20 protein-coding genes are annotated in these 20269 nt (G+C 54.1%); all 20 read right to left on the bottom strand.

Annotation, left to right across the window (positions count from 1 at the left end):
- Positions 1-156: 156 nt before the first annotated feature.
- The 20 genes from NST96_RS13340 to fdhF all read right to left on the bottom strand — a co-directional run bounded on the left by NST96_RS13340 (position 157) and on the right by fdhF (position 20267).
- Positions 157-924 carry a 5-oxoprolinase subunit PxpA gene (locus tag NST96_RS13340; protein WP_327970358.1) on the bottom strand — a complete coding sequence of 256 codons (768 nt, stop codon included), beginning with the start codon at positions 922-924 and terminating at the stop codon, positions 157-159.
- A gap of 71 nt (positions 925-995) precedes the next feature.
- Positions 996-1250 carry an acetyl-CoA carboxylase gene (locus NST96_RS13335; RefSeq protein ID WP_172920446.1) on the bottom strand — a complete coding sequence of 85 codons (255 nt, stop codon included), beginning with the start codon at positions 1248-1250 and terminating at the stop codon, positions 996-998.
- 25 nt (positions 1251-1275) lie between these two features.
- Entirely contained in the window at positions 1276-2244 is a 969-nt protein-coding gene (locus NST96_RS13330) for a biotin-dependent carboxyltransferase family protein (RefSeq protein WP_003386898.1), read from the bottom strand.
- The gene (locus tag NST96_RS13325; RefSeq protein ID WP_342406504.1) at positions 2237-3124 is read right to left on the bottom strand and encodes a carboxyltransferase domain-containing protein; all 888 of its coding nucleotides are present in this window, start codon (positions 3122-3124) and stop codon (positions 2237-2239) included. Before NST96_RS13325 ends, NST96_RS13330 begins: the two co-directional genes overlap by 8 nt.
- A complete protein-coding gene (locus tag NST96_RS13320) occupies positions 3084-3779 on the bottom strand; it encodes a nucleotidyltransferase family protein (protein WP_003386900.1) in 696 nt (231 codons plus the stop codon). The genes NST96_RS13325 and NST96_RS13320 overlap by 41 nt, the downstream gene beginning before the upstream one ends.
- A 52-nt stretch (positions 3780-3831) precedes the next feature.
- A complete protein-coding gene (locus NST96_RS13315) occupies positions 3832-5022 on the bottom strand; it encodes an XdhC/CoxI family protein (RefSeq protein ID WP_342406503.1) in 1191 nt (396 codons plus the stop codon).
- Positions 5023-5026: 4 nt separating this feature from the next.
- On the bottom strand, positions 5027-6310 hold the full coding sequence (locus NST96_RS13310; protein ID WP_342406502.1) for a VWA domain-containing protein: 1284 nt from the start codon (positions 6308-6310) through the stop codon (positions 5027-5029).
- Positions 6297-7181, bottom strand: a complete 885-nt coding sequence (locus NST96_RS13305) for a MoxR family ATPase (protein ID WP_342406501.1) — start codon at positions 7179-7181, stop codon at positions 6297-6299. The genes NST96_RS13310 and NST96_RS13305 overlap by 14 nt, the downstream gene beginning before the upstream one ends.
- A complete protein-coding gene (locus tag NST96_RS13300; RefSeq protein WP_003386907.1) occupies positions 7178-8050 on the bottom strand; it encodes a xanthine dehydrogenase family protein subunit M in 873 nt (290 codons plus the stop codon). Before NST96_RS13300 ends, NST96_RS13305 begins: the two co-directional genes overlap by 4 nt.
- Positions 8047-10395, bottom strand: a complete 2349-nt coding sequence (locus tag NST96_RS13295) for a xanthine dehydrogenase family protein molybdopterin-binding subunit (protein WP_342406538.1) — start codon at positions 10393-10395, stop codon at positions 8047-8049. The genes NST96_RS13300 and NST96_RS13295 overlap by 4 nt, the downstream gene beginning before the upstream one ends.
- 3 nt (positions 10396-10398) lie before the next feature.
- Positions 10399-10926 (bottom strand): (2Fe-2S)-binding protein, encoded by a 528-nt coding sequence (locus NST96_RS13290; RefSeq protein ID WP_003386909.1) that lies wholly within the window; start codon positions 10924-10926, stop codon positions 10399-10401.
- Positions 10927-10952: 26 nt separating this feature from the next.
- On the bottom strand, positions 10953-11405 hold the full coding sequence (locus NST96_RS13285; protein ID WP_039071124.1) for a carbon monoxide dehydrogenase subunit G: 453 nt from the start codon (positions 11403-11405) through the stop codon (positions 10953-10955).
- Between the two features lie 541 nt (positions 11406-11946).
- On the bottom strand, positions 11947-12327 hold the full coding sequence (locus NST96_RS13280) for a MaoC/PaaZ C-terminal domain-containing protein (RefSeq protein WP_003386911.1): 381 nt from the start codon (positions 12325-12327) through the stop codon (positions 11947-11949).
- A 16-nt stretch (positions 12328-12343) separates the two neighbouring features.
- Complete coding sequence (locus NST96_RS13275; protein WP_327956100.1) at positions 12344-12742, bottom strand: MaoC family dehydratase N-terminal domain-containing protein; 399 nt, start codon at positions 12740-12742, stop codon at positions 12344-12346.
- Between the two features lie 156 nt (positions 12743-12898).
- Positions 12899-13600: a response regulator transcription factor gene (locus NST96_RS13270; protein WP_003386913.1), complete on the bottom strand. Its 702-nt coding sequence runs from the start codon at positions 13598-13600 to the stop codon at positions 12899-12901.
- 63 nt (positions 13601-13663) lie between these two features.
- The gene (locus NST96_RS13265; protein WP_342406500.1) at positions 13664-15316 is read right to left on the bottom strand and encodes a multicopper oxidase domain-containing protein; all 1653 of its coding nucleotides are present in this window, start codon (positions 15314-15316) and stop codon (positions 13664-13666) included.
- 58 nt (positions 15317-15374) lie between these two features.
- Positions 15375-15953, bottom strand: coding sequence for a VTT domain-containing protein (locus NST96_RS13260; protein ID WP_003386915.1), 579 nt, complete (start codon positions 15951-15953; stop codon positions 15375-15377).
- 453 nt (positions 15954-16406) lie between these two features.
- Positions 16407-16802: a DUF2294 domain-containing protein gene (locus NST96_RS13255; RefSeq protein ID WP_003386916.1), complete on the bottom strand. Its 396-nt coding sequence runs from the start codon at positions 16800-16802 to the stop codon at positions 16407-16409.
- Between the two features lie 28 nt (positions 16803-16830).
- Positions 16831-17310, bottom strand: a complete 480-nt coding sequence (locus NST96_RS13250) for a DUF1641 domain-containing protein (protein ID WP_003386917.1) — start codon at positions 17308-17310, stop codon at positions 16831-16833.
- Entirely contained in the window at positions 17310-20267 is a 2958-nt protein-coding gene (gene fdhF / locus NST96_RS13245) for a formate dehydrogenase subunit alpha (protein WP_039071126.1), read from the bottom strand. The genes NST96_RS13250 and fdhF overlap by 1 nt, the downstream gene beginning before the upstream one ends.
- Positions 20268-20269 lie beyond the last annotated feature (2 nt).

The following is a 20269-nucleotide window of genomic DNA, read 5'->3' as shown; positions in this document are numbered from 1 at the left end:
TTACTTTTCCGACTTTTCACTCATTTTACATTTTACCACACCTTCTCCGTTCTTTCACTTTTGAAATATGCTGTCCAACATAGAAAAAGCTGACCGGTTCTTCCTCCGATCAGCTTCCTGCCCCATGAAAAGATATCGACCTTCTGAAATCGTTCTTTAATGAAACAGCAAATCCCGTACCGGTGTCACTTCAATCCCGGCCTGTTTAAACGCCGCACGAATTTCCTTGATCAGATCGATTGCACCAGGCGTGTCGCCGTGGATACAGATCGTGTCAGCCTTGATTTCAGCATCCTCGCCATCCGGCGTCAGGACCCGGCCTTCTGTGACCATGCGGACGACGCGACGGGCCATTCCCTCCTTGTCTGTAATCGAAGGCCCCCGGCGAGTGAGAACAATGGAGCCATTGGCTGTGTGCTCCCGATCGGCGTACACCTCCCGGGCGATTGGCATGCCCATCTGCCGTCCCACTTCCTCCACTGCCGAACCGTTTAACGCAAAGACAATCATCTTTTCGGAGAGGGCGGCCAGACCTTCCAGAATAGCTCTGGCAATCTGCTCATCTTCCATCGCCATCATGAACAGGGCGCCGTGGGGTTTGCAATGCTGCAGCTCAGTCTTTGTCCATGCAGCGAATTCTCGCAGGGCTCCGGTTTGATACATGACGTAATCGCGGATTTCCTCCGGTGAGCATTTCATATATCTTCGCCCAAAACCCATCAAGTCTGGAAACCCGGGGTGAGCGCCAATCCCGACTCCGTTCGCCTTGGCAAGCTCCACAGTCCGTCTCATGACGTGCGGATCGCCGGCGTGAAAGCCGCAGGCAATATTTGCCGAGGAGATGTACTTCATCATTTCTTCATCTTGTCCAAGCTGATAGAGGCCAAAGCTCTCTCCCATGTCGCAATTGAGGTCTACTCTCATCTACGATAGATCCCCCTTTCGCACGTTCTATATCCCGCTCAGAAAACAAGCCTTCGGGTCCGCATTAGCGATCAAGACGCCTGGCTTTTTACCAGAACAAGCTCCTGGCCGGCATCGACGATTGTATCGTTCTCGACCACGAACTGCTCAATGAGGACATCCTCTTCCGCCTTGATCTCGTAAAAGTTTTTCATGACCTCGATCAATCCGACGACCTCTCCTGCTTTGATGACATCCCCTTCCTTGGCGTAATCGGGCAATTCAGGGCTCGGCTTTCGGTAAAACACACCGGGAAGCGGGGAAAGAATCGCTTTTTTATCACTCATGACAAGTCCTCCTTTTTGTTCATTATCAGATCGCATCGGCAATTTTCATTAACTGGTCGCGGAGATTTCGTCTTGCACCTATCGCTTCTTCCAGCGTAACGGAAACAAATTTTACCTTTTCATTTGTCTTGATCTGCGCCATCCGGTTCAAGTCAGCACTGATCACTGTGGCAATGGTCGCATATCCGCCGCCGGTAACCGCATCATGCAGAAGCACGATCGGCTCTACCCCGTCCGGCACTTGAATCGACCCGATCGGATAGCCCAGGTCCGTCACGTTGGAAGGGTTGCTGCCTGCCCCGAACGGCTGCTGCCGCTCGACAAACTTCAGGCGCTCTCCCTTGTGCCGATACCCGATCCGGTTGGCTTCCGGCGTAACCGTCCACTCGCTTTCCAGAAAGACCGCCTTGCTCTCTTCTGTCAAACGATAGCTGCAGAGTCCGACGACGACGCGGATCTCATGTGTTTTCTGAAACACCGGGATGAGGGAAGGATCAATCCTCGTTCCTACCGGCACCTTTTTTTCATGCATATCTCCCACCGCAAGCTCATCGCCTTCCGCGAGCGCACGGCCCTGAAAGCCGCCGATCCCGATCAAGGTGTAGGTAGAGCGGGAATTCATCACAACCGGCACGTCAATGCCGCCTTCCACGGCGAGGTATGTTCTCGCTCCCGACTGTACAAAGTCAAACGACAGCGTATCTCCTTCCTGCACTTCGAGCGTTTCCCACATCGCCACCGGCTGTCCGTTGATTTTGGGCGGGATATTTCCGCCTGTGATACTGATTCGCAGTTTTCGTCCAAACTGCAGGACCGGACCGAGGTACGTGATTTCCAAAGCGGCTGCATTCCGCTGATTACCGACCAGCAGATTGCCAACCGTGTAAGAGAACTTATCCATGGCGCCGGATGGTGGCATGCCGATCTCATAGAGGCCGATGCGCCCCTGATCCTGTACGGTCGTTTGCAAGCCAGGCTTGATTACCTTAATCATGGTACAACCTCCTCAGCACCATTTCCGAGAATGCGTCCGGGTCTTCCAAAACCTCTTGCGGGGTAAAGGAAAAGTCTTTTTTCCGGTAGACAAAGGTACCATTCTCCACTTCGCTGCGGATCTGGTCGTACTCTTCCCGCGTAATACTCCTGTAACGGAAAATGTCCCCTTGCTGCGGGAACACCATCGAGTCACGGAAGTCCGGCAGCGTTTGTTCCTTTTGATAAATCGGCGCAGGGGCAATCCCGTACATCTGATACCCGCCTGCTCCCTGCACCGGGTAGATCACGGCAAACGCTCCGCCAAAGCCAAACGTGCGCTCCGGCGTAAACGTGCGCGGACGAACGTATTTCGGCACCTCGATCTGCTTTTCCCGGGCGACCATCTGGAAACACCAGGGCAGACCGGGGACAAATCCGATCATGGAGACCAGAAAGGGAGCGCTCGTGATCGCCTCGATAAACGCTTCTTTACTGTCGTAGCCGTTCACTCGGGCGGAATATTCCAGATCAGTCGATTCCGGGTCCTGGTGCCGATCGCGAAAACGCATGACCGCTTCATGTGTCCACGGGTCTTCGAACAGCACGGGAACATCCACCAATCGGGAAGCAATCGTAATGTGGTCCAGATCGGCCATCTTTTGCTCGATATCCATCAGCTCCTTGATCAGCTCCTCCGGATGCAGCACGTCTGGATCGACGCGCACCATATAGGAGGCATTCGCCGGACAAATATCTACAATCCCGGGAAGCTCGCGCTGCTTCAACTCCCTGGTGATGGCCATACCTTTAAAATTCGCCTCCAGACTCATCTCCTCGGAAAGCTGGACAAAGACAAATTCATCCCCGCCGTATTCGTATCGCGTCTGCAACTGATTCATCGGTTTCTTCACCCCCATGTAAATTCGCGTGCTTCTCATTATTCAATGCCGCTATTTTGACCGCTCGCTCATACGCTTCCGGCGTGTCGATGTCAAAGCAAATACCCGGGTCATCGACCTGCACCGGAAAACGTCTGATTTGTTCCCCAAGCCTCTGCCCGATCCGATCGCCTGGCCCAACCGACTCCAGCCCATTTTCCAGGTGTCCAAAAAATACCGGGTGTCCAGGGGTATCTCCGAAGTATGGCTGAACCATGAATGGATCAGGGGCCTGCTGCAGCTGCTCCTGACCACACTCTATGATCGTGCGGACCGTCTCTTCCCGAAGAAAAGGAGTGTCTGCCAGAAACACCATGGCTGCCGGATGTGTACCGGTCACTTGCCTGAGTCCAAGAGCCAGTGATGTTCCCTGCCCCGCTTGATAGTCACGGTTGATCAGCCACTGAAACCTGTCGTCTGCGATGTGAATCTTCTCCTGAATCAAGTCCGCCCGATGCCCGATTACGGTAAAAATACGGGCAAAGGGAAAGTCCGCCACTTGATGGATCACATGTTCAAGCAGAAACATACCCGAGAGAGGGAGCAATTGTTTTGGCCTGCCCATCCGGGAGGACGAGCCGGCAGCCAAAATGACCGCGTCGATTTGGATGTTCACAAATAACCTCCTGCCTGTATCAGGCTTGACTTTCCGACATATCCGGCCATACCTAGGAAGGCTGGTGAATTCTCTCTTTTCCGCGCAAAAAATGGCCCTGGTGTCCGTTGTGGACGGCCAGTACTTCGGTGACGATGCTCAGTGCGATCTCTTCCGCGGTTTCCGCTCCGATGTCCAGGCCGACAGGGTTGTGCAGGCGCGCAAGCCGTTCCTCCCGAAGAAGATCGCCACGCCCCTCAATCATTTTCAATATTCTGTCACATCGGCTTCTCGGACCAAGAACCCCGATGTACGGCGCTTCCGTTTGCAGGGAAAAGCGGAGAGCTTCGATGTCCCGTTCCAGATGGTGATTCATGATGATGATATAGCTGCGATTCCCAATCTTTAACGGCTCAAATCCGTTTTTGTCATCTGTCAACAGGCGTGTCGTTCCAGGAAATCTGTCTTCCGTATTGTACGCCGGACGCGGGTCGACCACCGTCGTACGAAATCCTGCGGCAACGCTCGTTTTTGCGAGTGGTACGGCATCATGCCCTGCCCCGAAAATAATCACTTCCGCAGGCGGAATATACACGTCTGCAAAAACTACAGCTTCCCGTTCTTCCGAGAAAGGAACGCGGAGCGAAGCAGACTTCGGATTTTTTTGGAGGAAAAGCTGCCTGGCTTTGGCAGTCACGAGCCGGTCCAATGACAAATCGCCGGTACTTCCAATACTCTCTCCCGCCTCAGGCACGAACAGCCGAAAAGGCGCTGGTGTCTGGCCGCTTCCAACCGTGTCCAATCGGGTAAAGAGAATTCCTGCGCGTTCATCCTCTATGGCAGACAGCCACGCGTCATAAACGGAATCGCCGTGCGTAGGCACATCCTGATTTCCAAAGCTGCCCTCCGCTGATGCTTGCCGCTCATCGCTTGCAGAGCAGGCATGCAGCAGCGGTTCAATGTAGATCTCTACCGTACCGGGACACCCAAGTCCCAAGCCCCAGACCAGGTCTTCGTCCATGACATACGTTTTTACAGTTGGCGCCCCCGTCTCCAGCACTTGTTTGGCTACTTCCGCCACATCAGCTTCGAGGCAGCCGCCCGAAATCATGCCTGTGGACTTCCCCTCCTCATCGACAAGCATTTTGGCTCCCTCACGGCGATAAGCCGATCCTTTGACATGTACGACTGTTGCCATCGCGTATCGCTTCCCGGAAGTTTTCGCTTCCTTTATCATGTTTATGATCCATGCATGATCTCTCATGTACTCACCTCCAAAGACGAATGGTCTTGGCCAATGTACGATACGAGCCAAGATCTCGTGCAGATGCGAAGATATCGATGTAGGGCAGGGCCGTACGCATCCCGCGGGCAATCGGCTCATAGCCGGGCACATCGAGCAGCGGATTTAGCCAGATCACACATGCAGCTTTTGTGGAGATGGTTTTCATGGCTTCCTCAAGCCTGCTCCCATCGCCGGTATCCAAACCGTCGCTTGCGATTAGCACTACTGTATCTTTTCTAAGCAGGCGGCCGCCGTATAACCGAACAAAGGTATGGAGAGATTCACCGATGCGGGTTCCGCTCCCCCATTCCGCCGACTCTGCGATGACGGTAGGGGGTGAGGTTTTGGCCGTATTGGCCGTATTGGCCGTATTGGCAGTTTTAGCAGTTTGACCTGTTTGACCTGTTTGACCTGTTTGATCAGCTTGCCTCGCATGCCGGAGCGCTCTGCTGATCCGCCGCAGCTTCGTGGAAAAAAGAAAGACCTCTACCTGACGCGAACGGGCAGACAAGGCATAGGCAAATTGCAGGAACGTTTCTGCAAAACCGCTCATGGACCTGCTTCCGTCGCAAAAGAGCAAGAAATTGGCTTCTCGCGGCTTCCTCTTTTTCCAAGAAAGGAGGAGCGGCTCTCCTCCCGTCTGCAAACCACTGCGAATGGTACGGCGAAAATCGAGCAGCGCGCCGCGAAGCTGGCGTCGCCACGCCCTCCTTTGCCTCAACCGGAATTCCGCGATGAGTTGCTTGGCACCTTCCTCCATCAGAGGATTTCGCTTTGTCGGGATGCGCACGAGCACTTGTTTCCTTGCTTCCCAGGGCGCTGTCGGAATGACGTGTCTTCCGACCTGCCTTGTGCTTTCGGCCTCCAGCTCCTGATCAACTGGCCTCCAAACGGCATCAGCCAAGTCTGGTTGCCGTTCCTCGGACCGGGCAGAGGCTTCAGGCGGGGAAGACTGCTCTTTTTGCGATTTTCGCTTTGCCATTTCAGGAGATGGCTTTCTGTCCTCCCGGATGGCTTCTTCATGGAAGTACCGCTCGTACTCCTCGTCGAATATCTGCTGCTCCTCCGGGCTCGAACAGAGATTGAGGCGCAGTCCGTAGCGAAACAGGGCTTCATCGGAAATATCCAGCACAGCTAACGATTGGAGCGCATCGGCCGTTTGCTGCGGGCTGACAAGTACGCCTCTTCCCCGCAATATCCGGGAAAAACAAATCAGATGGTGCGACAAACTATTTTGTGCCAGGCAATTGGCATCACCGTTTTTCAACAAGCAACCTCCCCGAACGCAGCTGCTCCTCCACCGTTTCCCAATCGTCGCGGTCTTTGACAAAGCACCCCATCGTCGCTTGCACGACAGATGGATCGAGCTCGCTGCGATGCAGCTTGATCAGCGCCTGAGCCCAGTCGAGGCTTTCCGCTACGCCCGGCACCTTCTGCAGCGGGAGTGCTCTCAGATTTGCCATCATGAGCGAAATCTGCTCTGCCAAGCGCTGGCTTATATCGGGCAGCCTCACCCGCAAAATCTCCGCTTCTTTCTGCATATCCGGATACGCCAGCCATTGATAGAGGCATCTGCGCCGCAGGGCATCACTCAGCTCACGGGTCCTGTTCGAGGTGAGAATGACATAGGGACGATGCACCGCCCGGATTGTCCCCAGCTCGGGAATCGTGACCTGAAACTCGGCCAAGGCTTCCAGCAAAAACGCTTCGAATGACTCATCGGCACGATCGATCTCATCGATCAAGAGGACGGGAGCCCGGTTTTCATCCGTCAAAGCTTCAAGGATGGGCCTTTTCAACAGGAAAGCCGGGCCAAAAATTTCCTCCTCACGCTCTTCGGCCGTCCGCCCGCTATCCTCGCCGAGCTTGATGCGAATGAGCTGCCTCTGATAATTCCATTCGTATAAAGCGGATTGGCTGTCCATCCCCTCGTAGCATTGCAAACGGATCAGCCGCGTGTGTAATACGCGAGACAACGTCTTGGCTATTTCTGTTTTGCCCACACCGGCCGATCCTTCTACCAGCAGCGGTTTGCCGAGACAAAGAACGAGGCGGAGAGCCGTCGCAACAGACGTATCCGTCACGTAACCGTGCTGGTAGAAGTCGCGTTCGATGAGAGCGAAATCGTATCCGCTCATGCCGTTCCTTCCGGCAAGAGAATTTGCTCCAAGGCCCGTTCGGTATAGACACGGCACAGATGCCTGCGGTATTCCTCCGATGCAAACAGGTCTCCGCCGATATCCCCCTCGTCGGCAGCATGGGCGGCAGCTTGTTGAATCAGCTCCCTCGAAGGCCTTTGACCGAGCAAACGCTCCTCCACACTGATCGCTCTGTACGCTACATCGCCGACACCATTGATTCCGACACGTGCATGGTTGATCGTCCCGTCAGGATCAGTCCCCACGACGGCGCAGACGCCAACCACGGCGTATCCGGAGGCTGGATGCGCGTATTTCAGATAGACGCTCTTTGCATCAGACGGCGGAATCAGAAAGGAGACAGAAGTCACCAGGCTGGTCTCCGGCAGAGCTGTCACCAACGGTCCCAGAAAAAATCCGTCCAGCTCGAGCAATTCTTTTCCGTCCTCGCTCTGTACCTCCAGCATGGCATCCAACGCCAGAGCCACTCCCGGCAGATCGGCAGCCGGGTCGGCATGGGCCAGATTTCCGCCCACGGTGCCGCGATGTCTGACTTGCAAATCTCCAATCACACGCGCCGCATCGGCCAGCACCGGCATGGTTTCTCTTATGAGCGGGCTTGTGTGAAGCTGGTGGTGGGTAGTCAAAGCTCCGACGACCAGGCGGTTCCCCTCCCGCCGAATTCCTTGCAGCTCGCCAATCTTGCTGATGTCGATCAGAGTGCCGGGTGCGGTCAAACGGAATTTGAGCAGCGGGATCAAGCTGTGTCCGCCTGCAAGCAGCTTCGCTTCCCCATTGCTTTGCTGCAGCAAGCGAATCGCATCCTCTACGGTGTCAGCCCGAACATAATCGAATGTAGTCGGTATCATATGCCTTCCCTCCTGTTCTGCATCGCTTTCCATACCTTTTCCGGCGTCAGCGGCATATCCAGGTCATCGACGCCGAAGGGCTGCAGCGCGTCCATCACTGCGTTGACGACGGCAGGTGGAGCGGCAGTCGTCCCTGTTTCCCCGATTCCTTTGGCGCCGAGCGGATTGACGGGTGAAGGCGTTTCGGTAAAATGCCACTCTACTCTGGGGAAGAATCGCGCTTTTGGCATGGTGTAATCCATGAATGTTCCGGATAGCATCTGGCCATTTTCGCTGTATACGGCTCCTTCCCAGAGCGCCTGACCGATTCCCTGAACGACCCCGCCATGGACCTGGCCTTCGGCTAGAAGCGGGTTGATTACCTTGCCGACATCATCCACCGCGACATATTTCCTGAGCGCTACCTCTCCGGTATCCTTGTCTACCTCGACGACGCAGATGTGTGCGCCAAACGGGTATACGAAGTTGGACGGATCGAAGAAAGACTGCGCCTCGAGCGAAGGCTCCACATCATCCGGCAAATTCCAGGCGAAATTGGCTGAGCGGGCAATTTCCTGGAACGTCTTCTCTCGCCCGGGCACTCCCTTTACGGAAAAGACGCCGCCAGCAAAATCAATATCCTCGGTTGCGACCTCCAGCTCGTGCGCCGCAATCCGTTTCGCCTTTGCCACGACTCTGTCTGCCGCGATGGCTACCGCTGCGCCTCCGACCGCTGTCGTCCGCGAGCCGTAGGTTCCCCAACCCATCGAAATGCTCTGGGTATCGCCGTGAACAAGCTCGATGTCCTCGATCGGGACACCCAATTTATCCGAGACGATCTGCGCGAAAGAGGTAGCTGTCCCCTGTCCGTGCGGAGACGTGCCCGTATAGACGGTAACCTTGCCGGTCGGATGGACGCGGACCGTGCTGTTTTCCCACACCCCGCCCTGAAAGCCGATCGCTCCGGCAACCTTTGAGGGGCCAAAGCCGCACAGCTCCACATAGGTGGAAAAGCCGATGCCGATCAGTTTGCCCTGTGCCCGCAGCTCCTCCTGTTCTTTTCGCAGCGCCTCGTAATCCACCGCCTCCAAAGCTTTTTCAAGGGTTAATTCGTAGTTTCCGCTGTCGTACAACAAGCCCATTGCAGTCGTATAGGGGAAGGATTCCTTTGGAATTAAATTTTTGCGTCTGACCTCCAGCGGGTCCATTCCCACTTTTCGGGCAAACAGATCCACGATTCGCTCAATCTGGAAGGTCGCCTCGGGTTTTCCGGCACCGCGATACGCATCCGTCGGTGTCGTATTGGTATAAACGCCGTACGTTACGACTGCTGCCTGCGGAATGTGGTAGGCTCCAGTAATCATCAGGCCGAAGTCAATCGTCGGACAGCCGCCTCCAAATGTCGAGAGATAAGCCCCAAGATTGGCGGTGTTTTTGACCCGCAGAGCGGTAAAGGTGCCGTCCTTTTTCCCGGCCAGCTCCACCTCGATAACCTCGTCTCTGGCATGGGTAGTCGCCATGAAGTGCTCACGGCGCTCCTCCACCCATTTCACCGGCCGTCTCAATTCTCTGGCTGCATGGCCGACGACCGCTTCCTCCGTGTACGTCGCGATCTTGGCTCCAAAACCTCCGCCTACATCAGGTGCTACGATGCGAAGCTTGCTTTCCGGAATGCCGAGGACTCCCGAGTAAATCATTCGATGAATATGCGGGTTTTGCGAGGTGCACCAGATCGTCATCTCGCCGCTGCCAGGGTTGAACTGCGCCACTGCCGCCCTCGTTTCCATCGGGTTGGGGATCACCCGCTGGTTGTACAGCCGTTGCCGGACGACCACCTCCGCTTGTTCAAACGCCTCATCTGGCACCTCTCCCGCTTTCCACAGGAGAGCCAGGTTTTGCGGCACATCGTCGTGGACGAGCGGCGCTCCTTCCTGGAGGGCCTTTTCCTGATGGGTAACGGCTGGCAACTCCTCGTAGTCTACGGAAATCAGTTCGAGAGCATCACGCGCTATGTACCGATCCTCGGCGACAACGACCGCTACAGCCTCACCCGCATAAAGCACCTTTTCCAACGCCAGCGGACTTCTGTCCTTTGCTTTCAAATCTGCACCGGGCACATACCACATGGTCGGGACTGGTTTCACTTTGCCGATCAGGTCGGCACCGGTAAATACGGCGATAACACCCGGGTACTGTTTCGCTGTTTCAGTGTCGATGCGGAAAATTTTGGCGTGCGCAAACGGACTGCGCAGAAAGGCGGCGTGGAGCATTCCCGGCAGCTTCATATCGTCGGTAAACATGCCGTTGCCAGTCAGCAGGCGAGGATCTTCTTTTCTCTTTACAGGGGTCCCGATCATATTTGCCATCACTCAGCGTCCCTCCCCGACCGGCATCGTGTCAGAAACGTTTCCGCTCTCTTGCAGCTTGGCCATCTCGGCTGCTGCATGCAGGACCGCATCCACAATGAACTGATAGCCTGTACAGCGGCAAATCACGCCTTCCAATGCCTCACGCACCTCTTCTTCCGTAGGGGCAGGATGCTCCTGCAGCAAGCTCACCATCGCCATCATCACGCCCGGCGTACAGAAGCCGCATTGCAGCCCGTGCTTTTCCCAGAAGCCCTGCTGGATCGGGTGCAAATGCTCGACATCTCCAAGGCCCTCTACTGTCGTAATGCTCGCTCCATCCGCTTGAACCGCAAGCATGGTGCACGACTTTACGGCCTCGCCGTTCACCAGCACGGTACAAGCTCCGCATTGACTCGTGTCACACCCGATGTGCGTACCGGTCAGATTCAGAGTTTCACGCAGGAAATGCACCAACAGCATCCGCGGCTCTACCTCCGCGGTTCGTTCCACTTCATTGACCGTGAGTGTGACTTTACAAGACTTGTTCATGCAGACACCTCCTCAGGTACATTCGTTTACGAGTGGGAAAACATTTGACCCATTTCTTTTTCCGCTGTCTTGAAAAATTGTCCAATCACCAGCTTCGCCACGCCGCCCATTACCCGTTGACCGACAGACGCCAGCACGCCCGTCACCTGAACTTCAGCCGTACAGGTCAGCTTTACCCCCGTATCCTCCTCTTCCAATTTCATTTCTGCAACGGCGTCGATTTCTCCAGGAGCTCCCTTTCCCTTTACAAACAGGCGGTAAAAAAACGGCTCCTCCTGATCGGCTTGCCTTACCTGTCCCGTAAACATCCCCTTGACCGGCCCGACACTGATTCCCATTTCCGCATGGTAAACATTTTCTTCCACCTGGGAAAAGGCTTGGCAGCCGGGGATGGCTTTCTTCAACACCTCCTCGTCCTGAATTCCCTTCCATACTGCGTCCAAAGGCAAACCGAAATGATGGGTATAGACAATTTTCAATCGTTCCTCCCCCTTTTCGAGCCATATTTGTCCTGCCAACGTCCAATTAAAAGGGAGGCAGGCTTTTCTTTTCTATATGGCAATCGCAATTATCGTGCCAGTTGAAATTCGTCGAAATATTAGGAAAAGTATACACATAAAGGGGCGCGCATCTTTCAATTTTGATAGGTCGCGTTTCATTTATGAAAGGTGAGAACGGAGCGTGTGAGCGGAGTTTTTTTCTTTATTGTTTCGTGATGCAACAGGAAGAAATACCACGGGAGGTCAAGTGTGAAGAAATAACCTGGTGATGGCGATAAATGCGGAAGAGCCTTTGATGAAGGACAGGAAGTTAACTTAATATTTTTATGGTCAACTTTTTTCATGAAGGATATGGAAGAAGTAACGCATCCTGTTAAAATGGCTTCTGCCCGCTCTGTCTCCCTAAAGCAAAAAAAGACGCCGGAGAGCCGCATTGCTTGCCCCACCGGTGTCTGCGTGATTAAGGAAACTGCCAGATTTTCGTATTCTGAAAGTCGACTAACAGCTTGAATGATACGCTTTATTTTTTGACTTCAAACTTGGCGCTAGCCTTTACCTCTCCCTGCTCATTGGCCGCCTGGGCTTCACACTGCCAGGCGTCGGCAGTCTCACCCACGACCTTTCCGGTGACAACAATCCGCTCGCCAGGCCGTGTCATCGACCGAAAGCGAGTTGAGAAGCGGAGCAGGTTTTCGACGCCGCACCACTTGCCGATCGCGTGACCGATAAATCCCTTGATCATCATGCCGTGGGCAATTACCCCGTCCAAGCCAACCTCTTCGGCATAGGGAACGACGGTATGGATAGGATTAAAGTCGCCAGAGGCACCGGCATAGCGTACTAGCTGCGTATGCGTAATTTCCCCCTTCTCCAAAGGTGGAAATTCAAAGCCGATTTGCATATAGTTTCCCTCCTCTTTACGATCTCTCGATAATGGTAGATCGGCTGATCAATACCAGCTCGCCGCGCTGATTTTTGTACTTGTTTTCCACAACGACGAAATTCATGCCGGCTCTGGTATAAGCGTCGATGACCTCGCCCTCGCATGTAATCTGGTCGCCTACGCCCATGGCGCCTACGTATTCGTACTCCTGTCCGGCATGCAGCACCTTTGCCATGTTCAGCTGGAGAACGTCCTCCATCGGTCTTTTGCTGCCCCAAAATTCAATGACAGTCGCAAATGTCGGCGGAATGCGCTTGCCTGTCTCGTAGTCTGGATTGTCGTCGCCCAGTGCCTGTGCAAATTCCCGTATCTTACCCGCCTCGATCGTGAAGGTGAACGGTTCCAGCCGCATTCCTTTCCGGGATTCATTCATCTCTATTCCCTCTTTTCCCTCAAAAATCAACAGTGCTGAGAGCAGGTGCATGTCTTTTTCCTTAAAAAGGATTCGACTCGCGCTGTTGTTCTTCCTCTAAAATGCCCACTGAAAGGTTTGAGAACGTATGTAAGCAGTACTGCCTATCGCAAGCTTTCAGGAGGAACGTGCCTCGAGATTGGGATCTTCAAAACGGTAGCCGATGCCATACACGGTTTTAATAAATGCGGGCTCTTTCGGATCGTCTTCCACTTTGTGTCTGAGATTTTTGACATGCGTATCGATTGTTCGGTCATACCCTTCAAAGTCCATCCCCAGCACTTCCTTGACCAGCTCCTCCCTCGTCCAGGTCCGCCCGGGGTGACGGATCAGCGTGATCAGCAAGCGGTATTCATTCGGCGTCAATTCCACCATCTGGCCCTTTTTCCAGACGCTTTTGTCGCCATGTGAAATCGTCAAATCGCCGAATTGCACACGGTCACAGAGGGATTGGTAATCGCCGGCTCTCCTCAGAATCGCCCGTATGCGGGCCACGAGTTCGCGGGGGCTAAACGGCTTCACCAGGTAATCATCCGCTCCCAGCTCCAGTCCAGTGATCCGGTCTGGCTCTCCGCTTTTTGCCGTAAGCATCAAAATCGGAACCCGTGATTCCCGGCGAATTCGCTCGCACACCTCTTCTCCGCTCATGTCCGGAAGCATCAAATCCAGCAAAACCAGATCGATTCCGGTGGAATGTGTCCACTCCAGCGCCTCTGTTCCCGACGCCGCCGTGACGACATGATAACCTTCCTTTTGCAAGTAGGAAGAGAGGATTTCGACAATTTGCGGTTCATCATCCACGATCAGTATGGTTGACACGCCAACTCATCTCCGTCTTCAAAAATAGAAAAAAGATCCCAGGGGACGCCTGGGACACATCTGTTAATGCGCTTTGTTGCCGACAGTCGGGTCCTCCACGAACTTCTGATGTCCTTCGTACAGGACGGAGTTGACCATTCCCGCTGCGGCATGATGCAGATCATGGCAGTGGAACATCCATTCCCCCGGGTTATCCGCTTCAAACGCCACGACATAGCTTTCGCCCGGCTTTACATTGAGCGTATCTTTCATCAGGGGAGAGCCTGTGAGGGCTTTGCCATTTTTGCTCAGAACCTGGAAAAAATGGCCATGCAGATGCATCGGGTGGTCAGAGGAGCCTTTGTTCACCATGGTGACTTTCACTTTGTCCCCTTTTTTGACGTTTAGCGGCTTGATATCCGGATACGTCTCTCCATTAATCGTAAAGACCGGATCCATCCCGTCTTTCCCCATTTTTTCGCCCAGGTCCATCTGGTATTCCTGGTCGTATTTCATGTCGAGGCCGAAAACCCCTTTGCCGCCTTGGCCGTACGCCGTCAAATCGACAGGTGCCGCCTCTGCCTGGGCGACGCTGTTTTCCTTTGCTCCGGCTCCCTGTACTTTTACGGGGATCCGCATTCCTTTGGCCGCTTCGGTCTTGTTCAGGCTCTCGATGACCCAGTCCCCATCACGGCTTGCTACAAACTCGATATCGTAGCGTTCTCCCGGTGCGATCGTGAACGGCTGGTCCTTGATCACGGCCGGGTCCTTGATCGGTTGACCATCTGCGCTTGCAATTTTGTACTCCTGTCCTGGCAGACGAAGCGTGTGGCTTTGGAAGCCCGCATTGACGAAGCGGAGCCGCACGCGCTCTCCTTTTGCTACCTCGAGCGGTTCGATAGCGTCTCCCGTTTTTCCGTTCACCGAAAACGTCGTGTACATCGCTTGCATCATCTGGTCGTGCATGGCTCCCGGCGGCACCTGTGAATTGCTGTGCTCCATGCCAGGCATGCTCGTGTTTCCGTGGCTTCCGTGATCCATCCCGCTCATATTCATGCTTCCATGATTCATGGTCTCAGAATTCGTCTTGCCGTGATCCATACGCTCGGAACCCATCTTGCCATGATCCATTTCTCCCATGTTCATGCCCGCATGCCCTTGGGAGCCCGTATTCCACTCGTCGAGAACCAGTGTATAGTCTCGTTGAATCTGAGCCTGGTCTGGTCCCTCAACGACAAGCGTTCCGTAAAGGCCGAGGTCCTCCTGATTGGCGCTGTCCTGATGGGAGTGGTACCAATACGTCCCGGGGACTGTTGCGGGAAACTCATAAGTAAAGGTCTCTCCCGGCCGTACTGCATTCTGCGTCGATCCCGGGATTCCGTCCATATTGTTGGGGACGGGGTAGCCGTGCCAGTGAATCGTCGTTGGCACCTTCAACTCGTTCTTCAGCGTGACGCGGATAACCTCGCCCACTTTCGCCCGGATTTGGCTGCCGGGAACAACACCGTTGTACGTCCATACAGGTACGTTTTTATCCTTGGACAGTGCCCATTCCGCTTCCTTGGCCACCAGTTCAAAGCTGCGGACTGTTTGTCCATTCTCCTGCAGTATTTCGGGCTTTGCCATATATTGAGCATGTGCTTTTGTTTCACCGCCCGCTCCGTAGAAAAAAGCGCCGGCCGCTGCTATCGCTACAATTCCGGCACTGGCTGCGCCTATGAAGACCTTCTTTTTCATCGACCTGCCTCCTCCTGTTTGTTCTACGGTGCCAGCGTATCAAAATCTCGTGAAGAAATTATGGAGACTTCTCTTTTTCTGTCCATTTAAACAGCAGAAAAACGGAAGCTGCGAGTATGACCGCGATTATCAGACGAAATTTGTTCTCGGAGAAAAAGACAAGATCGTGACCGATAAATGTTTCCATGACGAGCGACGGCGTCTTTCCGATCATCGTAGCGAGAAAGAAATCGGCAAAAGCAATCGTGGAGAAAGCCGCTCCTACATTGACCACCCCGGAAGGCAATAAGGGATTTACACGCAACAGTATCAGCGTCAGCAATCTGCGCCCGCGCGACATGCCGGAAAGACTTTTCAGCCACCTGGCTTCCCTTACCTTTTGCAGCTTGGCCGAACGGGATATTCCCCAGCGGTACAGAACAAACGAAACGGTCGCTCCCAGGATTTCTCCCGCAAGCGAAATGAAAAACCCGCCCCATAACCCGAACACGACCGCATTTGCAGCAGACAGGAACAATGAGGGCAAAACACCAGCGACACTAATCAGCACATTGATAAGCAAGCTGGCGATAATTGCAAATACTCCCCACGAGCGAATCCAATCCGCTGTGGTTACGACCAACTCAGACCACTCCACGAAGGCAATCCTCCTCTTTCTATTTTGGACAAAACATTCTTCCGCAATCTTCTACATCCGAAAAACCAAGACCGTCATAGTCTATCCGAGCACGTATCTCCTAATCTTTCATGTCGGAATCATCAGAATACCATATCTATCTTTCTTACGAAAATGGCTGCCACGGGATTCATTTTCTCTACTCCCCGCCACTGGAACCCGATACAACCGGGGACTCCCCCGGACAATGCGGACGCATCCACTCATTCACGGAACTCCATTCTTCGCCTTTTGAAGGAAGAGATTCTCACCGAATGAAGGCAAAAAGCATGGCTCCACTCAACGTAGGACCGACTCTCGTCGGCTACAGTAATCCTCAGAAGCCGGTCAGCGAAAATAAAAAAGCCGCCCTTCGCACTTTTTTCATGCGAAGGGCGGCGTAGTACACCTGTCAACTTGCCAACTTCAAGGCCGCTACATGCACATACGCTTTGCTGGCTGCAGCGGGCTTGGTTTACCGCCTTCTATCTTCCGGTCGAACACGTAAACGGTGATGGCCAAGTCTGCATCCATATTGATATCGCTGAAGAGTGTGATCAGCTTGGCACCTACCAAATTTTCGAGCTTCTCGACTACTTCAGCCCTCTTGTAGATGTCTTTCACCAGCTTTGTGCGGGTTTCCTGTATCATCTTTCTGCCCTCGTCGGAGTCGATCATCCATTTTTCTACCTCGGTCAGATTGCCTTTCATCTCGATAATCGCCCATGACCCGACAAATCTGGTCCGAATCTTTTCAGGACCATTTCCGACGTATTGCTTGCGAATCTCGCGAACAAGCCTGCTGAATTGATGTTCGACCTGATTGGACACAGATATTTCACCACACTCTAGGAATCCACTACTCTTTTAATCCTTGACCCATGCCCTTCAGGAGGTTCATGCCAAAGGAGACGGCACGGTTGATGTCAGGGTCCTGCAGCGCCTTGATCAGGTCGAATATCCCGACCTTTTCGTCCTGACGCAGGCCCTCTTCCGCTTTTTTCAAGCCCTTTGCCAGACTTCCCGCCAGCTTTTTGGTCATCTCAGGCTCAAGCTCTGTGAGCGATTCCGCTACTGCCATGGCATTGTTGATCGCTTTGGTTACCGGCGGACGGACCAGTTGGCCAACAGCGATCTTGGCTACCTCTTCTTTTGCTTCCACGAGGGAAACGACAGCTCCGAGAATGCCGCTCTGATGGAGCTCCTGCAGCAGCTTGATCGTTTCGCGAATGCCATCTGCGTTCAGGGCTGTGTCGCTTAAAACCTGCTCGAGCGCTTTGGCTCGCTTCTCTTCCTCGGTCAGTACGGGTTGAACGATCTTGGTCGTCGGCTTCGCCATTATTTCACCCCTCCCGGCTGGTTCACATCTGCGATTGGCGCATAATCGCCTCTCGCCCATTTGCGTTCCACCTGAACTCCCAGCTGCGGATTTCGCTTCGCATAGCGCGGGTTATACAACGGCAGAGGATTCTTGCCGGTCGCCTCCAGGATTTCCATGCGAACCTTCGTCTGTTTGTAAGCTGGTGTCTGGGTCCGAACGTCTACGGCATTCCCGGTTAACACGTTGATCGCATTTTCATGGCTGACCGAGTTCATCGGAACGTACAGCTCTTTCCCCTGTACGCGGTCTGTCACGACAGCGCGCAGCTTGATCGCTCCGTATGGAGATACCAAACGGACAAGTGTGCCATCCTGTACGCCCCGCTCTTTTGCGAGCTCAGGCGACACCTCTACGAACACATCCGGCACTTTGTACTGAATGCCTTTTGACTTGTTCGTCATATTGCCCTCGTGGAAATGCTCCAACAGACGGCCGTTGTTGACGATCAGATCGAATTCTGCCGGATACTCGACGGGCGGAACGTAATCGACCAGCGAGAAGCGGGCGCGTCCGTCCGGGAAGTTGAACCTCTCCAAATACAGGAGCGGCTCGTCTGTGCCGTCCGGCTGTACCGGCCAAACCAGACTGTTCCATCCTTCCAGGCGCTTGTAGGAAACGCCGGAGAATACCGGGCTCAGAGACGCAATCTCGTCCATGATTTCGCTTGGATGCTGGTAGCCCCAGTTGAAGCCCATGCGAGCGGCGACTTCAGTGAGAATCTGCCAGTCCGGCTTGGAGCCTTCCAGCGGCTCAAATACTTTGTACAGGCGCTGAATACGGCGCTCCGTATTGATGAACGTACCGTCCTTTTCCAGAGACGGCGCAGCAGGCAGGATCACATCTGCGAACTGGGCTGTCTTTGTAAAGAAGACGTCTTGGACGACGAAGAATTCGAGCTGGCTGAGCATCTCCTGCACATGGTTGGCGTTGGAATCGATCCATGCCATGTCTTCGCCCATCAGGTACATCGCTTTCAGCTCGCCTCTGCCGACCGCTTCCAGCATCTGAATGTTCGTATAGCCTGGCTTTGGAGAGATCGATACGCCGTAAGCCTCTTCGAACTTCTTCCGGATGTTGTCATCGGCAATGCTCTGATAGCCGGGGAACCAGTTCGGCAGGGACCCCATGTCGCAGGCACCCTGCACGTTGTTGTGACCGCGCAGCGGGTATGCCCCAGCGCCCGGACGTCCAAAGTTTCCGGTAACGAGCAGCAGATTGGAAATAGCTGCGGAAGTGTGCGAGCCGCCGACGTTCTGGGTCACGCCCATGCCCCACAGGATGCATGTGCCATCTGCTTCGTGTATCATCGTGGCTGCTTTGATCATTTGCTCGCGCGGAATGCCGGTAATTTCTTCAGCGTACTCCAGCGTGTATTTTTCGAGCAGGGCCACGAATTCATCGTAATGATTGGTACGCGCCTTGATAAAGGCTTCATCATGCCAGCCCTGGTCGATGATGTATTTCGCGACAGCAGAGAGCCAGACGAAATCGGTTCCCTGGCGCGGGTGAAGATACAGATCAGAACGTTCGGCCATTTCATGCTTGCGCAAATCGGAGACGATCAATTTTTGGCCAAACAGCTTTTTCGCACGCTTTACACGAGTCGCCAGAACCGGATGGCCCTCGGTCGGATTGGCCCCGACGATAATGACCAGGCCAGCGGAAGCGATGTCCTTGATCGTACCGGAGTCAGCGCCAAAACCTACGGTCGACATCAAGCCATCCGAAGCAGGCGATTGGCAGTAGCGGGAGCAGTTGTCCACGTTGTTTGTTTCAAATACTTGCCGGGCCATTTTCTGCATCAGATACGCTTCTTCGTTTGTCGTCTTCGAGGAGCTGACAAAGCCAAGCGCATTGCCGCCATATTGTTTTTTGATCGCCGACATTCTCTCGGTCATGTAGCTCAGTGCTTCGTCCCATGTAGCAGGTACGAATTCATCCCCTCTGCGGATCAGCGGAGTGGTCAAGCGCTGGTCGCTATTGACGAAATCCCAGCCGAATTTCCCTTTTACACAAGTGGAAACGCTGTTTACCGGCGCATTTTCCGATGGCTCGATCTTCAAAATTTTGCGGTCGCGGGTCCACACTTCAAACGAGCAGCCTACGCCGCAGAACGTACAAACGGTCTTCGTCTTTTTCGTGCGCGTATCGCGCATTGCCGCCTCGATCTCGGAAATGGCCAAAATGCTGCTGTATCCCGGCTCTACTTCCTTCACCAGGTCGATCATCGGGGTCAAGAGCTCCTGATCCATCGAGGTCATGAAGCCCGCTTCGCCCAGCATCGATTTTTCCATCAAGGCGTTGCACGGACACACGGTCACGCATTGACCGCAGGAAACGCACGAAGAGTTGTTGATAGAGCGATCGTCATCCCAAATTACGCGAGGCATTTCACGCTCCCAGTCGATTGTCAGGGTCTCGTTCACCTGCAGATCCTGGCAAACCTCGACACAGCGTCCGCAGAGGATGCATTGGTTCGGATCGTAACGGTAAAACGGGTGGGACATGTCAACCTCGTACCCTTTTTCCCGGAACGGACGGCTTTGGTGCTCCACTTGCAAAAGCTCCGTCGTGTTGTGCACCCGGCAGTTGCCGTTGTTGTTGTCACAGACTGTACAGTACAGCATGTGATTTTCCAGGACGCGATCCATCGCTTCCTTCTGGGCTGACCGAGCCTTCTCGGAAGCGCTCAGGATTTGCATGCCTTCCGCAACAGTCGTCGAACAGGCGCGCATGATCTTCCCGTCGATTTCGCACATACAAGTATCACAAGTCTGTATCGGTCCAAGAACGGGCGAATAGCAGATATGCGGGTGCTCGATTTCCCGCTCAAGCATGTAGTCGAGAAGGCGCGTGCCTTCAGCCGCTTCGTGTTCTTCCCCATTTAATTGAAAACGCACTTTTTTCTGTTCCATGG

Origin of the sequence: Brevibacillus sp. FSL K6-2834, from assembly GCF_038592925.1 — a bacterium.
Classification (GTDB): domain Bacteria; phylum Bacillota; class Bacilli; order Brevibacillales; family Brevibacillaceae; genus Brevibacillus; species Brevibacillus borstelensis.
The sequence above is the reverse complement of the archived record's forward strand: the minus strand, read 5'-3'. Positions and strand labels throughout refer to the sequence as shown.

Coding starts and splice junctions, on each gene's coding strand:
- NST96_RS13340 (WP_327970358.1), bottom strand. CDS start 924: ATGAGAGTAGACCTCAATTGCGACATGGGAGAGAGCTTTGGCCTCTAT.
- NST96_RS13335 (WP_172920446.1), bottom strand. CDS start 1,250: ATGAGTGATAAAAAAGCGATTCTTTCCCCGCTTCCCGGTGTGTTTTAC.
- NST96_RS13330 (WP_003386898.1), bottom strand. CDS start 2,244: ATGATTAAGGTAATCAAGCCTGGCTTGCAAACGACCGTACAGGATCAG.
- NST96_RS13325 (WP_342406504.1), bottom strand. CDS start 3,124: ATGAATCAGTTGCAGACGCGATACGAATACGGCGGGGATGAATTTGTC.
- NST96_RS13315 (WP_342406503.1), bottom strand. CDS start 5,022: ATGAGAGATCATGCATGGATCATAAACATGATAAAGGAAGCGAAAACT.
- NST96_RS13305 (WP_342406501.1), bottom strand. CDS start 7,181: ATGAGCGGATACGATTTCGCTCTCATCGAACGCGACTTCTACCAGCAC.
- NST96_RS13300 (WP_003386907.1), bottom strand. CDS start 8,050: ATGATACCGACTACATTCGATTATGTTCGGGCTGACACCGTAGAGGAT.
- NST96_RS13295 (WP_342406538.1), bottom strand. CDS start 10,395: ATGGCAAATATGATCGGGACCCCTGTAAAGAGAAAAGAAGATCCTCGC.
- NST96_RS13290 (WP_003386909.1), bottom strand. CDS start 10,926: ATGAACAAGTCTTGTAAAGTCACACTCACGGTCAATGAAGTGGAACGA.
- NST96_RS13280 (WP_003386911.1), bottom strand. CDS start 12,327: ATGCAAATCGGCTTTGAATTTCCACCTTTGGAGAAGGGGGAAATTACG.
- NST96_RS13275 (WP_327956100.1), bottom strand. CDS start 12,742: ATGAATGAATCCCGGAAAGGAATGCGGCTGGAACCGTTCACCTTCACG.
- NST96_RS13265 (WP_342406500.1), bottom strand. CDS start 15,316: ATGAAAAAGAAGGTCTTCATAGGCGCAGCCAGTGCCGGAATTGTAGCG.
- NST96_RS13250 (WP_003386917.1), bottom strand. CDS start 17,310: ATGGCGAAGCCGACGACCAAGATCGTTCAACCCGTACTGACCGAGGAA.
- fdhF (WP_039071126.1), bottom strand. CDS start 20,267: ATGGAACAGAAAAAAGTGCGTTTTCAATTAAATGGGGAAGAACACGAA.